The 19,358-nt window shown below is 66.2% G+C and carries 23 protein-coding genes; all 23 read left to right on the top strand.

Going from position 1 to position 19,358, the window contains the following annotated elements; translation table 11 throughout:
- Positions 1–95: 95 nt before the first annotated feature.
- The 23 genes from HLH29_RS05220 to HLH29_RS05110 all read left to right on the top strand — a co-directional run bounded on the left by HLH29_RS05220 (position 96) and on the right by HLH29_RS05110 (position 19,355).
- Positions 96–578: a hypothetical protein gene (locus HLH29_RS05220; RefSeq protein ID WP_182964923.1), complete on the top strand. Its 483-nt coding sequence runs from the start codon at positions 96–98 to the stop codon at positions 576–578.
- A gap of 160 nt (positions 579–738) precedes the next feature.
- On the top strand, positions 739–1,338 hold the full coding sequence (pilL2, locus tag HLH29_RS05215; protein WP_057380505.1) for a PFGI-1 class ICE element type IV pilus protein PilL2: 600 nt from the start codon (positions 739–741) through the stop codon (positions 1,336–1,338).
- A complete protein-coding gene (locus HLH29_RS05210; protein ID WP_057380504.1) occupies positions 1,335–1,976 on the top strand; it encodes a hypothetical protein in 642 nt (213 codons plus the stop codon). Before pilL2 ends, HLH29_RS05210 begins: the two co-directional genes overlap by 4 nt.
- 14 nt (positions 1,977–1,990) lie before the next feature.
- Positions 1,991–2,716 (top strand): TIGR03759 family integrating conjugative element protein, encoded by a 726-nt coding sequence (locus HLH29_RS05205; RefSeq protein WP_057380503.1) that lies wholly within the window; start codon positions 1,991–1,993, stop codon positions 2,714–2,716.
- Positions 2,698–3,303, top strand: coding sequence for a transglycosylase SLT domain-containing protein (locus tag HLH29_RS05200; protein WP_057380502.1), 606 nt, complete (start codon positions 2,698–2,700; stop codon positions 3,301–3,303). Before HLH29_RS05205 ends, HLH29_RS05200 begins: the two co-directional genes overlap by 19 nt.
- Positions 3,300–3,839 (top strand): integrating conjugative element protein, encoded by a 540-nt coding sequence (locus HLH29_RS05195; protein ID WP_057380501.1) that lies wholly within the window; start codon positions 3,300–3,302, stop codon positions 3,837–3,839. Before HLH29_RS05200 ends, HLH29_RS05195 begins: the two co-directional genes overlap by 4 nt.
- 4 nt (positions 3,840–3,843) lie before the next feature.
- Positions 3,844–6,033 (top strand): type IV conjugative transfer system coupling protein TraD, encoded by a 2,190-nt coding sequence (traD, locus tag HLH29_RS05190; protein WP_023093440.1) that lies wholly within the window; start codon positions 3,844–3,846, stop codon positions 6,031–6,033.
- Positions 6,030–6,779, top strand: a complete 750-nt coding sequence (locus HLH29_RS05185) for a TIGR03747 family integrating conjugative element membrane protein (RefSeq protein WP_023093439.1) — start codon at positions 6,030–6,032, stop codon at positions 6,777–6,779. Before traD ends, HLH29_RS05185 begins: the two co-directional genes overlap by 4 nt.
- A gap of 98 nt (positions 6,780–6,877) precedes the next feature.
- A complete protein-coding gene (locus HLH29_RS05180; protein WP_182964922.1) occupies positions 6,878–7,261 on the top strand; it encodes an integrative conjugative element protein, RAQPRD family in 384 nt (127 codons plus the stop codon).
- The gene (locus HLH29_RS05175; RefSeq protein WP_009459672.1) at positions 7,258–7,491 is read left to right on the top strand and encodes a TIGR03758 family integrating conjugative element protein; all 234 of its coding nucleotides are present in this window, start codon (positions 7,258–7,260) and stop codon (positions 7,489–7,491) included. The genes HLH29_RS05180 and HLH29_RS05175 overlap by 4 nt, the downstream gene beginning before the upstream one ends.
- A 16-nt stretch (positions 7,492–7,507) precedes the next feature.
- On the top strand, positions 7,508–7,867 hold the full coding sequence (locus HLH29_RS05170; protein WP_012248080.1) for a TIGR03745 family integrating conjugative element membrane protein: 360 nt from the start codon (positions 7,508–7,510) through the stop codon (positions 7,865–7,867).
- Positions 7,868–7,878: 11 nt separating this feature from the next.
- On the top strand, positions 7,879–8,277 hold the full coding sequence (locus tag HLH29_RS05165; protein WP_057380499.1) for a TIGR03750 family conjugal transfer protein: 399 nt from the start codon (positions 7,879–7,881) through the stop codon (positions 8,275–8,277).
- On the top strand, positions 8,274–8,963 hold the full coding sequence (locus tag HLH29_RS05160) for a PFL_4703 family integrating conjugative element protein (protein ID WP_023657224.1): 690 nt from the start codon (positions 8,274–8,276) through the stop codon (positions 8,961–8,963). Before HLH29_RS05165 ends, HLH29_RS05160 begins: the two co-directional genes overlap by 4 nt.
- Entirely contained in the window at positions 8,960–9,886 is a 927-nt protein-coding gene (locus tag HLH29_RS05155) for a TIGR03749 family integrating conjugative element protein (protein ID WP_182964921.1), read from the top strand. The genes HLH29_RS05160 and HLH29_RS05155 overlap by 4 nt, the downstream gene beginning before the upstream one ends.
- Positions 9,876–11,306: a TIGR03752 family integrating conjugative element protein gene (locus tag HLH29_RS05150; protein ID WP_057380497.1), complete on the top strand. Its 1,431-nt coding sequence runs from the start codon at positions 9,876–9,878 to the stop codon at positions 11,304–11,306. Before HLH29_RS05155 ends, HLH29_RS05150 begins: the two co-directional genes overlap by 11 nt.
- Complete coding sequence (locus tag HLH29_RS05145; protein WP_057380496.1) at positions 11,287–11,727, top strand: TIGR03751 family conjugal transfer lipoprotein; 441 nt, start codon at positions 11,287–11,289, stop codon at positions 11,725–11,727. Before HLH29_RS05150 ends, HLH29_RS05145 begins: the two co-directional genes overlap by 20 nt.
- Complete coding sequence (locus HLH29_RS05140; protein WP_057380495.1) at positions 11,727–14,594, top strand: conjugative transfer ATPase; 2,868 nt, start codon at positions 11,727–11,729, stop codon at positions 14,592–14,594. Before HLH29_RS05145 ends, HLH29_RS05140 begins: the two co-directional genes overlap by 1 nt.
- A gap of 13 nt (positions 14,595–14,607) precedes the next feature.
- Positions 14,608–15,372 (top strand): DsbA family protein, encoded by a 765-nt coding sequence (locus HLH29_RS05135; RefSeq protein WP_057380494.1) that lies wholly within the window; start codon positions 14,608–14,610, stop codon positions 15,370–15,372.
- A gap of 178 nt (positions 15,373–15,550) precedes the next feature.
- Positions 15,551–16,045, top strand: a complete 495-nt coding sequence (gene radC, locus HLH29_RS05130; RefSeq protein WP_057380493.1) for a RadC family protein — start codon at positions 15,551–15,553, stop codon at positions 16,043–16,045.
- Positions 16,046–16,207: 162 nt separating this feature from the next.
- Positions 16,208–16,654, top strand: coding sequence for a TIGR03757 family integrating conjugative element protein (locus tag HLH29_RS05125; protein ID WP_057380492.1), 447 nt, complete (start codon positions 16,208–16,210; stop codon positions 16,652–16,654).
- The gene (locus HLH29_RS05120; RefSeq protein ID WP_057380491.1) at positions 16,651–17,598 is read left to right on the top strand and encodes a TIGR03756 family integrating conjugative element protein; all 948 of its coding nucleotides are present in this window, start codon (positions 16,651–16,653) and stop codon (positions 17,596–17,598) included. Before HLH29_RS05125 ends, HLH29_RS05120 begins: the two co-directional genes overlap by 4 nt.
- 9 nt (positions 17,599–17,607) lie before the next feature.
- Entirely contained in the window at positions 17,608–19,002 is a 1,395-nt protein-coding gene (locus tag HLH29_RS05115; protein ID WP_023657216.1) for an integrating conjugative element protein, read from the top strand.
- The gene (locus HLH29_RS05110; RefSeq protein ID WP_023093426.1) at positions 18,999–19,355 is read left to right on the top strand and encodes a hypothetical protein; all 357 of its coding nucleotides are present in this window, start codon (positions 18,999–19,001) and stop codon (positions 19,353–19,355) included. Before HLH29_RS05115 ends, HLH29_RS05110 begins: the two co-directional genes overlap by 4 nt.
- Positions 19,356–19,358: the final 3 nt, after the last annotated feature.

Below are 19,358 nucleotides of genomic sequence, written 5' to 3'. Positions count from 1 at the left end.
GCCTAGTGCCGCCGGCTTTTTGTTGTTCCTACCTCGTAGCCATGCCCGTGTTCTTCGCGGGCATGGCTACGCATTTTCATTTCAAGGAGATTTCCATGAACACCAACACCCCTTCGATCGAACCCGCCGACGGCGGCGAGATCGAGATGCAAGTCGCTGTCGCCTGCGTCGATGCTTCCGGCACCCCCGACATACCGGTCTTCAAGGTCAGAACCACCCAGGAGGAATACGATCAGGGCGCCCACTACTACAAAGCCAAGGATCTGGCCGAAGAAGCCCGGTACGAAGGGCCGTTCGTCTGCCTCGATGCTGCCGAATATGGCTCCATCCTGTCGGCCGCCCGCGAACTGGGCCTTGTCCCGCAGGTCGTCGTGGTCGATATGACCGACGGCCAGATCCACTCGATCCGCTGCGACACCGGCGAGATCAAGGTCGTCTGCTACGACACCAGCGACACCGACGAGTACTCGGCGACGGTAGCGGACCGGCCGCTCGGCGAGAACGGCCAGCTCGTGCGCTGCTGGGCGCATGCCCAACTGGCACAGGTCGATCCCGGCTTGAAACTGGCTCTGGATTGATTCGGCAGGGTCCGATCTGCGCTTTCACTGGCCCCTTCGGGGGCCTTTTTCTTTGGAGTGAGGCTGTCGGGAAATCGGGCGCTGCCTGGTTCGCATTGTTTGCTGCTGCTCGTGACCCGAGCGGCGATGGTGAGGGCTCGATGTTTCAGGACGACGCGCCATGTGCCCCTCTCCACCCTGGTTTCACCATCCCGAACGCCGCCTGCTGACGGGATTTCTCGGCCTGCTTTGGTCGGTACTGGCTGGCGGCTGCGCGACAACGACTGCGCCGCACGCACCCGATGCCTTCGAGGAAGTCTCGACCGCGCCCGAACCCGAAGCGCCCGAGTACATCCCCGTTGTGCGCTACGGGCGCTACACGTTGGTCGAGCTGGCCCCCACGGCGGCGCAGCGCGACCTGCTGTTGCAGACCATCGATGTTTCGATGCCGGCGGATGCCCGCGTCACGGTCGGCGATGGGCTGCGGCATGTGCTCAAACGCAGCGGCTACAGCCTGTGTCAAACGGCACATGCCGTGATCGAGTTGTATGCGCTGCCGCTGCCGGCGGCGCACCTGCATCTCGGTCCCATGACTCTGCGCGACGCGCTGCTCACCCTGGCTGGTCCGGCCTGGGAACTGCACGCGGATGACCGCGCACGACAGATTTGCTTCGAGCGGCCCGGCGACAGCATGGCCATCGAACCAATGCCCGAACCGGCCGCCGCCGATGCGGTGCAGACCTTCCCACTGATGCCCTCCATTCCAGGCGGTCAGCCATGAACACTCCCCAATCTTCGCGGCGCCCGGCTGTCGCCGTGGTGGTGCAAAGCCTGCTCTGGCTCTGGCTGCTCGGTCTCAGCGTCATCGTGGCCCTCGGCTACCAGGCGATGAGCGACCAGGCCGACGAGAAACGGCTCGACTCCCGTTTGCAACGCCTCGAAGCGCAGACGGTGGCCCTGGCTGAGACCATCGGAACCATCCAGCAGCGTCCGCCTGTCGCAACGGCGGCGGACCTCAAAGACATCCGCCAAATCCTGGAAGCACGCGCTTCCCTGGTTGAGAAAACATTGAGCAGCTACGCAGCCGCCGACGACCTTCAGGCGCTGCGCGCGGAGATCGAGCAGATCAAGACGCGCCAGACCGCTGCGCGTGCAGCAACACCCACCCAGCCGCGCACATCGAGCAAGCCCGCCGCCAAGCCTGAACCGCCGCCACTGCCGTTCCGCATCGTCGGCGCCGAACTGCGCGCCGGCCAGCTCAGCGTGTCCGTCGTGCCGAGCAGTGGGAACTTTACGCCCGACCAGCTTCAGGTGCTGCTGCCCGGTGATGCGGTCGGTCCATGGCGCTTGCAGGCAATCGATGGCAGCGCCGCGGTGTTCCAAGCCGGCGACCAGACCCGTCGCGTGGCGATTCCCTGATCGGAGCACACGACATGAAGCCGTCGATCATCCTTTCCGCACTCCTGCTGGCTTCAGTCCAGTGGCCCGCGTGGGCGCAGCAGCCAGCCACAGCTCCCGCCCGCAATGCGCAGAGCCAGGAGCGCCCGACGGCCGCCCGCGTCCTGGACGACCGAGTAGCAAGCAACTGGGGCCTCCAACCCCAGGAATGGGCGCGCTACCGCGAGCTGATGGATGGGCCGCTGGGCATCTACTCGCCCAACCTGGACCCGCTGTCTGCCCTAGGCATCGAGGCACGCACCGACGAAGAACGGCGGCGCTATGCAGAGCTGCAGGTGCAAGTCGAGGCACGCCGCGTCGAGAAGCTGCTCGCCTACCAACGTGCCTACGACGAAGCCTGGCAGCGCCTGAACCCTGGTATGCAGCGCGTAAACCTGCCCGACGACGGGCCGGGCACCGGCACCGCGCGCGGCAGCGGTCGCGTGGCGGTGTTCGTCAAGGACGGCTGCGCGGCCTGTGGGCAGCTCGTGCAGCGGCTGCAATCCTCGGGTGCCGAGTTCGACCTGTATATGGTGGGCAGCCGCCAGGACGACGCACGCATCCGCGACTGGGCCAAGCGCGCGCAGATCGACCCGGCGCGCGTGCGCAGCGGCAGCATTACCCTCAACCACGACGGCGGCCGCTGGCTGTCGCTGGGCCTGCCCGGTGACTTGCCCGCGGCTGTGCGCGAGGTGAACGGCCAATGGCAGCGCCAGCCGTAGCGGCCACCTCCGTCTCGCAGCTCTTGCGCGCACTGGTGCTCGCTACCGGCCTGTGCGCCTGCGCCGTCCATGCCCAGGAGATTCCGCCACCTGCCTACCAGCTCGCCGCCCAGCGGGCGGGCATCCCCTCGACCGTGCTCTACGCCGTGGCCTTGCAGGAGAGCGGAGTTCGACGCAACGGGCGCATCGTCCCGTGGCCGTGGTCCCTCAATGTCGCCGGCCAGTCGCGCCGCTTCGCCACGCGCGCCGATGCCTGCTCGGGCTTGCAACAGGCAATGCGCGCCACGCCCCACACGCGCATCGATGCAGGCCTGGGCCAGATCAACCTCGGCTACCACAAGCACCGCTTCACCAGCGCATGTGACCTGCTGGACCCGTATCGCAACCTCGCCATCGCCGCTGAAATCCTGAACGAGCAGCACACGTCCGGCGAAGACTGGCTGCTCGCGATCGGCCGCTACCACCGTCCTGCGGGCGGCGAGCCCGCCGCCCGCTACCGGCGCAGCGTGTCGCGCCATCTCGCGCGTGTGCAGGGCGCACGTCCAAACGCCGCGGTGTTCGCCGCGCGCCAGGAGACTTCCCCATGACGAAATCCCATCTGGCCCTGCGGGGCCTGCTTGTGCTGCTGGCAGGTCTGCCGCTGGCATCGCGTGCCGGCGGTCCGCTGATCGTGGTCGAAGATCGCGGTGGCACGTCGGCGCTGCCGTACTACGAGGCCCTCAACCTCCAGCCGCGCGCCGATGTCCCGGCCCGGCCGCCCATTCCGACACCACAGGTTCCCGCCACACCCGCGGACGAGGCAGCGATGCTGCCGGTGCGCAGCGCCAAGCTCACGCCCGGCACCGTCGCGCGGCGCGTGATCGAAGCGCCCGGCCTGCGGCCGTTCGTGGTCATCGGCGACGACGACGCCTCCCGGGCCTGGTTGCAGCGCCGAAGCGTTGCTTTGCGCGAACGCGGCGCGGTCGGCTTGGTGGTCAACGTCGAGACCGCGCAGGGCCTGGCACGGCTGCGTGCCCTGGTGCCGGGCGTGCCACTCGCGCCCGTAGCCGGAGACGACCTGGCCGATCGCCTGGGCCTGCGGCACTACCCGGCGCTGATCACGGCCACCGGCATCGAGCAATGAAGCCATGTCGGGGAAACAGCCGGTCGAGGTTCTGCTACGCCCAGCGGTGGAGCTATACACCGTCGCAGCGTGTGCAGGCGCCGCGTTTCTGTCCCTAGTGGCCCCATGGTCGCTCGCGCTGAGCCCGGCCATGGGCGTCGGCAGCGCCTTGGCGTTCGGCGCCTATGGCGCGATCCGCTACCGCGATGCCCGCGTGATCCTTCGCTACCGACGCAACATCCGCCGCCTGTCGCGCTACGTGATGACGAGCAAGGACGTGCCCGTCAGCCAGCAGCGGCTTTTCATCGGGCGCGGGTTCCTGTGGGAACAAAAACACACCCATAGGCTGATGCAGACGTACCGGCCGGAGTTCCGCCGATACGTCGAGCCGACGCCTGCCTACCGGCTGGCACGGCGACTGGAGGAGCGGCTGGAGTTCGCGCCGTTCCCGCTATCCCGGCTGTCCGCGCTCACGGGCTGGGATGTGCCTTTCAACCCGGTGCGTCCGCTTCCGCCTGTGGGCGGCCTGCCACGCCTGCACGGCATCGAACCGGACGAGGTGGACGTCAGCCTACCGCTCGGCGAGCGTGTCGGGCACTCGCTGGTGCTGGGCACCACGCGCGTGGGCAAGACGCGACTGGCCGAGTTGTTCGTGACCCAGGACATCCGCCGCAAGAGCGCTGCCGGCGAGCACGAAGTCGTGATCGTCATCGACCCCAAAGGGGATGCGGACCTCTTGAAGCGCATGTATGTCGAGGCCAAGCGCGCGGGCCGTGAAGGCGAGTTTTACATCTTCCACTTGGGCTGGCCGGAGATCAGCGCCCGCTACAACGCGGTGGGCCGATTCGGTCGCATCTCGGAAGTCGCCACCCGCATCGCAGGGCAACTCTCCGGTGAAGGCAATAGCGCGGCCTTCAGGGAGTTCGCGTGGCGCTTCGTCAACATCATTGCCCGTGCCCTAGTGGAACTGGGACAGCGCCCGGACTACATGCTGATCCAGCGGCACGTCATCAACATCGACGCGCTGTTTATCGAGTACGCCCAGCACTACTTCGCCAAGACCGAGCCCAAGGCCTGGGAGGTGATCGTCCAGATCGAGGCCAAGCTCAACGAGAAGAACATTCCGCGCAACATGATCGGGCGCGAGAAGCGCGTGGTTGCGCTGGAGCAGTATCTCTCCCAGGCGCGCAACTACGACCCGGTGCTCGACGGACTGCGCTCGGCAGTTCGGTACGACAAGACCTACTTCGACAAGATCGTCGCGTCATTGCTGCCGTTGTTGGAAAAGCTCACCAGCGGCAAGATCGCGCAGCTCCTGGCACCGAACTATTCCGACCTGGCCGACCCGCGCCCGATCTTCGATTGGATGCAAGTCATCAGGAAGCGCGCCATCGTCTATGTGGGACTGGACGCGCTGTCCGACGCCGAGGTTGCCGCAGCGGTCGGGAACTCCATGTTCTCCGACCTGGTTTCGGTGGCGGGCCATATCTACAAGCACGGGATCGACGATGGCCTGCCGGACGCCTCTGCTGGCGCGCGCGTGCCGATCAACGTCCATGCGGACGAATTCAATGAACTCATGGGTGACGAATTCGTGCCGCTTATCAACAAAGGCGGCGGCGCCGGGCTGCAAGTCACCGCGTACACGCAGACCCTCTCGGACATCGAGGCCCGCATCGGCAACCGCGCGAAAGCTGGCCAGGTGATCGGCAACTTCAACAACCTGTTCATGCTGCGCGTGCGCGAGACGGCCACCGCCGAACTGCTGACGCGGCAGTTGCCGAAGGTCGAGGTCTATACCACTACCATCGTCTCAGGGGCAACCGACAGTTCGGACATCCGCGGCGCGACGGATTTCACGTCGAACACCCAGGACCGCATCAGCATGTCCAGCGTGCCGATGATCGAGCCATCGCACGTAGTCGGCCTGCCCAAAGGCCAGTGCTTCGCGCTGCTGCAGGGCGGCCAGCTTTGGAAGGTTCGCATGCCGCTGCCGATACCAGACCCGGATGAAGTGATGCCGGCGGACCTGCAACAACTGGCGGGGTACATGCGCCAGAGCTACAGCGAGGCTACGCAGTGGTGGGAGTTCACCAGTTCCCCGACCTTGCAGAATGCGGCCTTGCCCGATGACCTGCTGGATGATGCGGCTCCAGCCGAGTCTGCTGCGGTGGCCACCGCCACCGACCACAATGCCGACGAGGCCGCGCCATGAAGGACGCCGCATCGACCGCGCAGCGGGAGCAGAACCAGCGCCAGGGCCTGATCGTCGGCACCGTCACCTTGCCGTTTCGCTTGCTTGGAGTGCTGATCGGCTCGCTGCTGTTCTCGATCGTGGTGGAGTGCGTCGGCATGCACCTGTTCTGGAAGGACCAGGGCTGGCGCCATTCCCAGCAGATGTTGCAGTACGAGCTTGGACACCTGTCCAGCCACTTCACGCGCAGCGTGGTCGTGCAGGAGCCGGGGCGCACAGCGCACGAGTTGGTGGATACAGGCTACGAATGGGTGTTTGTTCGCTCCGGGCTGCTGGCGCGCATGAGCCAGACCGCCGAGCGCGTCCGCGCGCCCAGCCACGAGCAGGCGCGCAACTTCCGCTACTACATCAGCCAAGTCTATGTCTGGGCCGAGAGCTACCTGATCGCCGCGGCCTTCACGACGCTGACCTTCCTAGTGCGCCTGCTGGTCCTGGTGCTCACGCTGCCGCTGATCTTCACGGCCGCTTTCGTCGGTCTGATTGATGGTCTGGTGCGACGCGACGTGCGCAGGTTCGGCGCGGGCCGCGAATCCGGGTTCATCTACCACCGCGCGAAAGCCAGCCTTATGCCCCTGGCCGTGCTGCCGTGGATCACGTACCTGGCACTGCCGATCTCGGTGCATCCATTGCTGATCCTGTTGCCGAGCGCCGCCTTGCTGGGACTGGCCGTGAGCCTGACTGCGGGCAGCTTCAAGAAGTACCTCTAGCCGATCAATCCGGTCATCCGCAGGTTCCTATTGTTTGCGGCCTGAAACAGCGCTGATCTCCACGATCTAGCCATTGCTGATCACACAGGAATGGCGCGATGTTGGCTCCGATCTGGCTGCGCGCCGCGCATCGCGGCGTGCCCACTTTTCTCGTGACGGTCCTTGTGTTGGGCCAGTCCTCGATGGCGTTGGCCGAGTCCCCAGCGCAGCGTCAGGAGCTGGTCGCAGCGCTGCGCCAACTCGACGCGCTGGAGCGCACGGTCGCCGACAGCGCCGCGCATGCCCCCATCCAGCCGGGCGAGCGCTACCACTTCGACTACCCGAGGCTGCTGGCTGACCTGGCGCGCGTGCGCGCCGGCATCCAGGCCCATCTCACACCGTCGCGCGCCCAGCCGCGCTACCCGTCCGAATTGACCGGCGACTACCGCACGGAGCGGGTCGTCCCGCCATCACCGCCGACGACCGCGGAGGGCAAGCCATGAACGGCGCCCAGGTCTCGGCATTTCAAGCCAACAGCGGCATCGCACCTTCAGCGATGGCGACCGTCCTGGTCGGCGTCGTGTTCGCGGTCCTGCTCGTCTGGGGCGTCTGGGCCATGCGAACGGCCTACGTGGGGTGGTCCGAGAGCCGCCTCAACCAACGCCAGTTCCTCGGCGTCTGCATCCGATTCGTCGCGATGTACCTCGTCCTGACTTTCTTCCTCCTCTCCTGACCTGAAAGGCATGACCATGCAAAACCGCATCCTCACTTCCCGTCTTGCCCAGCGCGCCGCCGTGGCCCTGGGCGCCGCTGCGCTGCCTGCGCTGTCGTTCGCGCAGGGTCTGCCGCAGTTGGAGAACCCGACCCGCGGCACGGGCAACGGCATCATGGAAACGATCAGGAACTACGGCTACGACATCATCATGCTCGTTGCCCTCCTGGTCGTGGCGTCGATGTTCATCGGCGTCTGCTACCACGCCTACGGGACCTACGCGGAAATCCACACCGGCCGCAAGACGTGGGGCCAGTTCGGCCTCACGGTCGCCATCGGCGCCGTCCTGCTCGTGATCGGCATCTGGCTGCTCACCGAAGCCACCGGCATCCTGTAAGCGAGGCTGGTATGTCCGAGCAGCAGCACGTCCGTGCGGACGGGACCGTGACGTTCCTTCCGCACCGGCTCAACCGCCATCCCGTTGTCGTGCGCGGCCTCACCGCCGACGAGCTGTGGATCTGCTGCGGCTTGTCCGGCGCCGCCGGCCTGCTGGTCGGCGCGCCGCTGTCGTGGGTGTTCCGCACGATCGCGCTAGCTCCCACGTTCGTCGTCCTGGGCGTGGCCTTGGGCGTGTTCATCGGCGGCGGCATTCTTCGCCGCCTAAAGCGCGGGCGTCCCGACACCTGGCTGTATCGGCAACTGCAATGGCGCATTGCGACACGTCATCCACTGATGGCGGGCTGGGTGGGCGGAAATGTGCTGATCTCGCGTTCCGGCTTCTGGACCACCCGAAGGAGCGCGCGATGAGCCGCTTCAAGAACGAGATCACCCACCTTCAGGCGCACATCAAGACGCTTCGCCTGGGGGCTGGTGCCCTGGTCATCGTCGCCCTGGTCATGGGTGGCGGCTGGTGGAGCGCTCCGCGCGATCTGACCATCCACGTTCCGCCTGACCTGCGCTCCGGCAGTACCAGGAAGTGGTGGGAAGTGCCGCCCGAATCGGTCTATGCGTTCACGTTCTACGTGTTCCAGACGCTCAACCGCTGGCCGACGAATGGCGAAGAGGACTACGCGCGCAACCTCCACACGCTCTCGCCGTACCTCACCCCGTCCTGCCAGGCCTTCCTGCGCGCGGACTACGACTACCGCCGCAGCACGGGCGAGCTGCGCCAACGCGTGCGCGGCATCTACGAAATCCCCGGCCGCGGCTACGGCGACGACCCCACGGCCCGCGTGCGCGTGGTTTCCGACCGCGACTGGGTAGTGACGCTGGACATCACCGCCGACGAGTACTACGGCGCCGAGCAAGTCAAGCGCGCTCTGGTGCGCTATCCCGTGAAGGTCACGCGGGTGGACGTCGATCCTGCCCGCAACCCGTTCGGTCTGGCGCTCGACTGCTATGAGGGCGCACCCCAGCGCATCAGCACGCCGGAGCCGACGCGCCCGGCGTCTGGCGGCCTGTCTCCGCAAGCGCCTCAAGGAGAAATCCCATGAAGCATCCTGTACTCACTTTGCTGGGGCTGTTGGCAGTGGCCGCGGCTCCCGCTGTCCAGGCGGTGGAGATCCTGCGCTGGGAACGCATGCCGCTGGCGGTGCCGCTGAAGGTCGGCCAGGAGCGCATCGTGTTTATCGACCGCAACGTCCGCGTGGGCGTGCCCGCGGGCGTCGGCGAGCGCCTGCGGGTGCAGAGCGCGGGCGGTGCGGTGTACCTGCGCGCCAGCGAGCCGATCGAACCCACGCGGCTGCAATTGCAGGACGCCGACACGGGCGCGCTGATCCTGCTGGACATTGCGGCGGAACCAGCCAAGGACGGGGAAGCCGAGCTGGAACCAGTGCGCATCGTCGAGGGCAACAGCACCCCGGCGCGCTATGGCGATCAGCCCGGCGATGACAACGAAGCTCCGGCGCGCGCCCAGGACCAGGCCGGCGCGCGAGCGGCGCGACGCGAGACCCCGGTGCCGGTTGTCCTGACGCGCTTCGCCGCACAGAACCTCTACGCGCCGCTACGCACAGTGGAGCCGCTGCCGAGCGTCATGCGGGTAAACCTGCGCCGTGACCTCGACCTCGGCACGCTGATGCCGACGCTGCCCGTGCGCGCGGTCGCGCTCGCGTCGTGGCGTCTGGAAGACCAGTGGGTGACCGCCGTGCGCCTGACCAACAGCAGCAGCGGCTGGATTACCCTGGACCCGCGCGTGCTGCAAGGCGATTTCCTCACCGCCACCTTCCAACACGAGGCGCTTGGCCCGCGCGGGACGCCCGAGGACACGACCGTCCTGTACCTGGTGACGCGCGGGCGTGGCCTGGCGCAATCGCTGCTACCAGCGGTCAACCGCTTCGACCCGGCCGTGCATCTCCCGCAACCGGAAGCCAGTTCCCAGGATGGCACCGACCGCAAGGAGGTCCGCCATGCGCAGTAATGGACTCCTGAAGTGGCTGATGATCCCGGTTGCCGTGCTGGTGCTGTTCGTCGGCATCCGGCTGTTCTCGGGTGGCAGCACTTCGGCACCACCGACCGCGGATGCCGGCGCCAAGCTCACTCCAGCGGAAATGAAGGCGCTGGGCATCGAGGGCGATACCCCGCGCGACACCGTGGCGACGCTCGTTGCCCAAGTGAAGCAGTTGCGCACCGAGCTTCAGACCGCGCTCTCGGACAACAAATCCCAGCGCGAAGAAAACCAGCGACTGCGCCAGCGCGAGAACTCCATTGACCAGCGCATCAATTCGGCCCTCGACTCCGAGCGCACCAACCTGCGTCGCGACCAAGAGCAGGCAGCCAGCGCGCGCCAGCAGACCGAAGGGCTGCTTGCCGACCTGCAACGGCGCTTGGACAGTATCGGCGGACGTGGCGGCGGCCATGCCGACCTGCCGGTGGGTCTGGGGCTGCGTGACGGCGACGAGGCCAGCATGGAAGGCGGCGTGCGCTGGGTCGAACCCGACGATGCGAGGAAAGTCGAGGGGCGCAACAGCAGTCGTGGCACGGGTAGCGGCATGAGCTTCCCGACGAGCTTCGGCCCCGCGCAGAGCACGTTGGAAGCCACGGCGGAAACCGTGGCGAACGCGGGCGCACGCGCCGCAGGCGTGAAGAGCGCCAAGGCGGTCTATACCGTACCGACCAATTCGACGCTGATGGGGTCGGTGGCGATGACGGCGCTGATCGGCCGCGTGCCGATCGACGGAACCGTCAACGATCCGTACCCCTTCAAGGTGTTGGTCGGATCGGACAACCTGACCGCCAATGGCATCGACATTCCCGACGTGGCCGGTGCCGTGTTCAGCGGCACCGCATCGGGCGACTGGACGCTCTCGTGCGTGCGCGGCCAGGTACGCAGCATCACCTTCGTCTTCCACGACGGCACGATCCGCACCATCCCCGAAGACCGCGACGGCAACCAGCAGAACAACCAGCAGCAGAACTCTCAAAGTGGAGGCCTGGGCTGGATCAGCGACCCATACGGCATTCCCTGCGTCAGCGGGGAGCGGCGCAGCAACGCCCAGCAGTACCTTGGCTCGCAAGCCCTGATTACCGCCGCCGGTGCCGGCGTCGCCTCGCTGATCGACAGCGACAGCGGCCAGATGTCCTACGTCGGCGCCGACGGCTCCATCGGCAGCGTCGGTATCTCGGGCAATGAAGCCGTGGGCCGCATCCTGGCCGGTGGCGTGCGCGACATGGCCGACTGGGTGAACAAGCTGTATGGCCAGGCGTTCGCCGCTATCTATGTCCAGCCCGGCGCGAAGGTCGCCGTCCACCTCGAAAAGCCTCTCGCCATCGACTTCGATCCCGAAGGCCGCAAGGTCGATCACCGCGCAGGAGAAAGCCATGCTCTCGAACTTGAATAAGGCCCTGGCGCTGGCCCTCGCCGTCGCGGTGCTCGGCGGCTGTGCCACCAGCAAGGAAAAGCTGCTCCCCCACGGCGACAGCACGATGATGGACATCTGGCAGCAGAACGCCGGTGACGGGGGTGGTGGCGCCGGCCAGGTGGCGCGCAGGCAATTGCTCGATGCACGCCAGAGCCTGCGCCGGCCGCTGACCGAGGCCGACGTGGAGGCCGCGCCCACCGAGCAGATGCGCTACACGCGCACGGCGCGCAACGAGGTCTATCGCCAGTTCCACCGCCTGCCGAACCCCGATCTTGTCATGTATGTGTACCCGCACCTGGCGGGCACCGATCCCGTGCCGGTTCCGGGCTACACGACGGTCTTCCCCCTGTACCAGCGTGTGCAGTACGCCATGCCGGGCGAGCGCGTGGAGAACTACTGATGCGCTGGAAACTTCCCTGGCCGAAGCTGGCTGCATCCGATGGTGGCAATGACGAGCAGCCGGACGGCTGGCAGCGCCACGTCGAGGCGTTGCGCCAGGCCGGCATTGCCGAACCCGGAGCGACGGTCCAGGGCCGCAGGCCGGCGACCGTGGCGGACGAGCAGGCGTTGTACGACGTTGCGCAGTCATTCGCGGAGCTGCTGCCGTGGGTGGAGTTCCTGCCACCGTCGAAGTCCATGCTGCTGGAGGACGGGCAATCGGTCGCGGCCTTCTACGAACTGGTCCCGCTAGGCACCGAAGGTCGGGAGCCGGGCTGGCTCGCGCATGCCCGCGATGCGCTCGAAAACGCGCTCCAGGACTCGTTCGATGAGCTGGATGAGAACCCGTGGGTGCTCCAGCTCTATGCACAGGACGAGCCCAGCTTCGACCAGTACATGCAGACGCTGCGCGACTACGTGCAGCCGCGTGCCCGCGATACCGCCTTCACCGAGTTCTACCTCCGCTTCTTCGGCCACCACCTGCGCGCAGTGGCCAAACCGGGCGGACTGTTCGAGGACACGGTGGTCACGCGGTTGCGCTGGCGCGGCCAGACGCGGCGCGTGCGCATGGTGGTCTATCGCCGGGCCACCGGGCAGGCGAACCGCCGCGGCCAGACACCCGAGCAAATGCTGAACATCGTCTGCGATCGCCTCTGCGGCGGCCTGGCGAACGCCGGCATCCAGGCCCGGCGCATGGTCGCGGCCGATGTTCACGACTGGCTGCTTCGTTGGTTCAACCCACGCCCCACGATGCTCGGGCCCGGCGCTGAGGAGCGAGAGCGCTTCTATGCGCTGGCCCGCTATCCCGACGAGGTGGAGGAAGGTGAGATCGAGCTGGCGAGTGGTCGGGATTTCAGTCAACGGCTGTTCTTCGGTCAGCCTCGCTCCGATGCCGAGCACGGCACCTGGTACTTCGACGGCATGCCGCATCGCGTACTGGTCACCGACCGGCTACGCATGCCGCCCGGTACGGGGCACCTGACCGGCGAAACCCGCAAGGGGGACGCTATCAACACGCTTTTCGATCAGATGCCCGAAGACACCACGATGTGTCTGACCATGGTGGCGACGCCCCAGGACATCCTCGAATCGCACCTGAACCACCTGGCGAAGAAGGCTGTCGGCGAAACACTGGCATCGGAACAAACGCTCAAGGATGTGCAGGAGGCGCGCTCGCTCATCGGCAGCGCGCACAAGCTCTACCGCGGCACGCTGGCCTTCTATCTGCGCGGACGCGATGAAGCCGAACTTGACAGGCGCGGCCTGGACCTCGCCAACGTGATGCTCAACGCGGGGTTGCAGCCTGTGCGCGAGGACGATGAAGTCGCGCCGCTCAACAGCTACCTGCGCTGGCTACCGTGCTGCTACAACCCTGCGCAAGATCGACGGAACTGGTTCACCCAACTGATGTTCGCCCAGCATGTGGCGAATCTCTCGCCGGCGTGGGGTCGCAGCCAGGGTACGGGTCATCCGGGCAACACGTTCTTCAACCGCGGCGGCGGGCCGATCACGTTTGATCCACTGAACCGCTTGGACAGGCAGATGAACGCCCATCTGTTCCTGTTCGGCCCCACCGGCTCGGGCAAGAGCGCAACGCTCAACAACCTCCTGAACCAGGTTACGGCCATCTACCGGCCGCGGCTGTTCATCGTGGAAGCCGGCAACAGCTTCGGCTTGTTCAGCGACTTCGCAAAGCGCCTGGGTCTGACCGTGAACCGGGTCAAGCTGGCTCCTGGCTCAGGCATCAGCCTGGCGCCGTTCGCCGACGCTCGCCGGCTGATCGAAACGCCCAGCAACGTGCAGACGCTTGACGCCGATGCACTGGATGAAGAATTGCCAGCCGATTCCTCGATCATGGAGGAGGACGAGCAGCGCGACGTGCTGGGTGAACTGGAGATCACGGCACGGCTGATGATCACAGGCGGCGAGGACAAAGAAGAAGCCCGGATGACGCGGGCTGATCGCTCGCTGATCCGCCAGTGCATCCTCGATGCCGCCGAGCACTGCGTGGCCGAGAAACGCACGGTGCTCACGCGCGACGTGCGCAACGCGCTGCGCACGCGCGGCCAGGACCCCACGCTGCCCGAGATGCGGCGTGTGAGGCTGCTGGAGATGGCGGACGCCATGGACATGTTCTGTCAAGGCACGGACGGTGAGATGTTCGACCGCGACGGCACGCCGTGGCCCGAAGCCGACATCACCCTGGTGGATCTCGCGACCTATGCGCGCGAGGGCTACAACGCGCAACTCTCCATCGCGTACATCAGCCTGATCAGCACGGTGAACAACATCGCCGAGCGCGACCAATACCTGGGCCGTCCGATCATCAATGTGACCGACGAGGGCCACATCATCACCAAGAACCCGCTGCTTGCACCCTACGTCGTAAAAATCACAAAAATGTGGCGCAAGCTAGGGGCCTGGTTCTGGCTGGCGACCCAAAACATCGACGATCTGCCACGTGCCGCGGAGCCCATGCTCAACATGATTGAGTGGTGGATCTGCCTGTCGATGCCGCCCGATGAGGTCGAGAAGATCGCACGCTTCCGCGAACTCTCACCCGCGCAGAAAGCGCTGATGCTTTCTGCTCGCAAGGAGGCGGGGAAATTCACCGAGGGCGTCATCCTCTCCAAGAGCATGGAAGTGCTGTTCCGCGCCGTGCCGCCAAGTCTCTACCTTGCGCTCGCGCAAACCGAACCCGAAGAGAAGGCCGAACGCTACCAACTTATGCAGCACTACGGCTGCACCGAACTGGAAGCGGCCTTCAAGGTGGCCGAGAAGATCGACCAGGCGCGCGGCATCGAGTCGCCGGCCCTGGAACTGTCGTAAGACGGAGAACGCCATGGAACAGAAACGTCCTTCCATTCCGATGCAGGTCCAGGCGTTCCGCCGCCGCAACGGGCGGCCCCGCTGGCCCTGGGCATTGGCTGCTGTGCTGATCGCGCTGCTGCTGATCTGGCTTGTGTCGAGGTCGCCCGGCGAATCCCCGCCGCAGCCGCCCACGCCGGTCAGCATGGCACCGGTGGCCGGGCCGCCCTGGCTAATGGGCAACCCCAAAGGCCGTTTCACGCTGACGCTCTATGCTGACCTGGAGTGCCCGTTCTGCCGGGAGTATTTCCCGCAGCTCAAGCGGTGGGTGGGCTCCAACGCCGACGTGGCGCTGCAATGGCACCACCAGCCGCTGGCCGCGCACGAGCCGGCCGCCTCGGCCGAGGCAGGTCTGGCCGAATGCGCAGCCGAAGCTGGCGGGCATGCCGCGTTCTGGCAGGCGGTCGAATGGGTCTATGCCCACACGCGCAGCGACGGCCAGGGCTTGCCGGATGGCTTGCGCTACCCCGAATCGACGCCAGCCATCGAGCAGTGCATGTCAAGCGAAAGACCCAGTGCGGCTATCCGCGCCCAGGCTGCGGAAGCCACCAAGAGCGGCGTAACCGCCACGCCATCACTGCGCCTGCTCGATCGCCAGACGGGCCAGGCCATCCTGCTGCAGGGGCCGATCGAGGGCGATGCCTTGCTGTCAGCCATGGACATGCTGGCGGCTGACGGTTCGACCAACACACCCACATCCGAAATGCCTGCCGACGTCGTCGGCGACATGCCCAGGTAGCCCCGGTCTTCAAGGCTACGGCGCAGTCCTCTGCGCTGACCGCGACTCGTTCGCCTTGCATCCTGGCCGCGAACGGTCACCGCAATCGCGGTGATGGATGCACCTTTTCATTCTCATCCCCAGGAGGGCTTGCCCTCGGGGGCGCGCGCCCTCCGATCTCACCGTCTGGAGGTTCGCCATGTCTTTCGCCATCAATGACTCCTGTGTGGAGTCGCTTTCCGCCGTAGCTGCCCAGCACGAGGACTGGATCATCCAGCAGGCCATCGTGCTGCTGGAAAAACGGATCTTCAAAGCTGGACCGTGCCTCAGCCGGCCGGCCGCCGTGCGGGACTATCTGCGCGTGAAACTGGTCGCTGAACCCAACGAGATATTCGCCGCTGTGTTCCTGGACAGCATGCACCAAGTGCTGGCCTACGAGCCATTGTTCAGGGGCACGATCAACTCGACTTCTGTTTATCCACGTGTCGTCGTACAGCGTGTGCTGGAGCTGAATGCCGCCGCGGTGGTCTTCGCCCACCAGCACCCCTCGGGCATCTCCGAACCGTCGAGCGCGGATCGCATGCTGACCCAGCAACTGCAGGCCGCGCTGGCGCTCATCGATGTGCGGGTACTGGACCACATCATCGTCGGCCAGGGTTCCCCGTTCTCCTTTGCGGAGTCCGGCCTGCTGTAACGGTCGCATTGCTTCATTGATCCTCGCGGAGGCTTCGGCCTCCGTTTTTTCATTGGTGCGGGGCAAGCAGGTATGCGGGCAGTCCGCGATGCGCATTGTTTGTTGGGGTGGCATGAGGTTCGCGTTTGACTATGGCCCTGATCAACTTTCGGGGCACGCGACATGCCGGCATCCTTTTCCACGTTCGCGTCGGGCTGGCGAACCCTTGGCCTGGTCGTGGCGCTGCCGGCGTCCCTGGCCGTGTTCAGCCCCGTCATCTTCGCGGCCGACGTATTGGTCGTCACCGACAGCCACCACCCGGTCAAGACCATGGGCGGCGAGCGGCTGATCGAGCTGGACGAAGCCCGCCGGATTGAAGCGGAGCTTTCTGCGGAACTGCCCGCCGACCCCGAACAGGCGGCGGCCACCGTCAAGCGTCGGCTGAACCAGGGCGGCACCGACCTACAGCGCCGCATCGCTTCCGCATACCAAGGCGTCACCGACGCATGGAGCCTGGGCATCACCAGCATCCCGGCTGTCGTGGTGGATCAGCGCTACGTCGTCTATGGCGAGCCGGATGTGGCGCGCGCCGTCGCGCGCATTGAGCAGCGTCGGAGGACCCAGCCATGACGCGGCCATTCGACCTTATGCGCCGCATGCGGGCTGGCGTGGCTTCCTTGCTGCTGCTCAGCGCCACGGGTAGCTACGCCTTGAACACCACCGCCATCGTTGCCTCGGTGGCCTCGCCCGATTGCTTGGAGTACCGGGTGGTGGGTATCTGCTACTGGCTCTACTGCACCTGGGGAGGCTGCACGGTGCGCACCTCTGTCAAGGTGCGCCACTACATCCCCGATGCGGTCGTCTCCAGCTACAGCAACACGGGCGAGAACCCGTGGGTCGAAGTCCGGGCGATGAGTACGGCCAACCCGTCCGCCCAAGCGGGCGGCGATGGAACGACGAACGAGGATCACGAAAACAATCTCGCGAAATTCAAGAACGCCGACGTGATCGGCCATCCTGGCGTCGAGGTGTTCAACCAGTTTGTTTCGTCCTCGGGCTACTTCTGCGAGGGCGCGGGAACGGCATTCATGCCGTATCTGCTCAGCACCTTGGACACGCTTGCCTGGCGCTACAACGTGCCCGAGATGGCCTACCCGGAGGCATTGATTCCCGGCATGCGCGAGGTCGGCGCACGCACCACGATGAACCTTTGGGGCAACGTGTATCCCCGCGGCGGCTTCCTGCACCAGACCGACGACCACAAATCGGGAGCCGTGGTGGCCCAGCGTGCGGGCGATGTCGTCACGCGCCGCGGGCAGTTGCACGTGTACCAGGCGCTGCTTGCCAATGCCCGCGATGGCTACTGGCCCGCCGGCGCGCTGATGGAGGGTGATGCCTCGACTGGCAAGTGGCAGGAACTCACGCCCGTCCTGTCCTCGTCCTGCACGGTTTTCCCACGCACCGGCTTCCTGACCCAGGCCCAGCAAGGCGACTACGCCTGGGCGCTGTGGCGGCCGTATGCCTGCTGCGAACGCCGTGGACAGGTGTTCCTTGGCAGCGTTGATTTCCTTTGAGGTGTCGCGATGAAGCGTTCCGACTCTATGCAGTTCTCCCCACCGGCTCGTGGCAAGAGGATCTGTTTGGCGCTTACCGGCGCGTTGGTTCTGGCAAGCGGCGTGGCCTGGGGCCAACTGGGCTACCAGACCAGCGGCAACGTCATCGGCGATGACGTCATGTACTCCATCGGCGGCGGCAGCGCCGTTTCGATGGGCCGCGCAGCCGGCATGCGCTCGCTCGGCGTGGGTGTCGGCTGGAACAGCAATCTGATCTGTGGCGACATGAGCATCCAGACCACGTTGAAGAATCAACTCAACGGTGTCACCAATGGCTTTCAGCAGATCATGTCCTCGGTGATCCAGAGTGCTACGAGTGCTGTGGCGTCCCTGCCGGCGTTGATCATCCAGCGGGCAGATCCAGGCCTCTACAACCTGCTCACCAACGGCGTTCTGCAAGCGCGGCTGGATTTCGACCGCTCGAAGCTGACGTGCCGCGCCATGGCCGAAAAGATGGCCGAAACGGCTGGCGGCCAACTCGGCTGGAGCCAGATGGCCGAAGGCATGGCGTTGCGTGATGCAGTGTCGAGCACGGATGCCGTCTCGGCCATCGAGCAGGCCGAGACGCGCCGTGGCAACGATGGCGTGCCCTGGGTCGGGGGAAGCAATGCCGGCGGCTCCGGTCAGCCCGCGATCAAGGTAGTCGGTGACGTCACCCGCGCGGGCTACAACCTGGTCAATGGCCGCGGGGTGACCGACACGTCGGCAATCGCTCCGGCCAGTTGCACGAGCCTGTCGTGCCAAACCTGGACCACGCCGCAGGCGGCCATCGAGTGGGCAACACGGGTGCTCGGCGAGAAGGAGCAGCGCACCTGCGACGCCTGCACCAAGACGGAGACGGTGCCCGGCGTCGGGCTGACGCCCCTGATCCAGGAGGAGTACGACGCCAAGCTGCAGGCGCTCCAGGACCTGGTATCCAAGGCGAAGAACACGACGCCCGAAAACCTGCGGGAGGCCGGCAGTGCGTCACTGCCCATCACGCGCGGCGTGGTCGAGGCACTGCGCGACGAGCCGGACCAGCACCTGCTGTCGCAGCGCCTGGCGTCCGAGGTTGCGCTGGCGTCGGTGCTGGAGAAGGCGCTACTGCTGCAACGCACTCTGCTGACCGGCAAGAAGGAGCCCAACGTGGCGGCCAACCAGCTCGCCGTGGAGGCGGTGAACCACGAGAGCGACACGCTCGATCGCGAGATTCGCAACCTCAAGACCGAGCTGGAGCTGCGCCGGGAGCTGGCGAACAATTCGCCCATGGCGATCATCCAGCGCCACGGCACGCGCGCGGCGGGCTCGCGTGGCATCTACGAAGGCGATCCAGTGCCTGACCGCCTCGATCAGTTGCAGAAGGGCAATCCGGGAGGCCGGCCATGAGCCTGATGCGTGCGACCTGGCTACGTCCGCGCTGGCTGTTCAGCCGGCGCGCAGCGAAGGCGCTGCTGTGGACGGTGGTACTCGCGGCCGTCGCCGTGAGCGCCAACATCGTTGGCATCTACCTCGTCGGAAGCGTCGCGGGCTGGGAGCGTTGGCTGGCGGCAGCAGCGGGCTACTTCCTGGTCTGGCGGCTGTGTTTGTATGGCGCGACGGCCTACGGCTGGGTCTGGATGCGTCGCCGGCTGCTTGCGCGTGAGGACGACGCGCAAGCGCGGCGCCGCCTGGTGCGCAGCGAAATCGCCGGCGTCGTTGCCATCGTGGCGCTTGAAGCCAGCCTGTTGATGCAGGGTTGAGGG

Source organism: Gluconacetobacter tumulicola, from assembly GCF_014174215.1.
Classification (GTDB): Bacteria; Pseudomonadota; Alphaproteobacteria; order Acetobacterales; family Acetobacteraceae; genus Gluconacetobacter; species Gluconacetobacter tumulicola.
The sequence above is the reverse complement of the archived record's forward strand: the minus strand, read 5'-3'. Positions and strand labels throughout refer to the sequence as shown.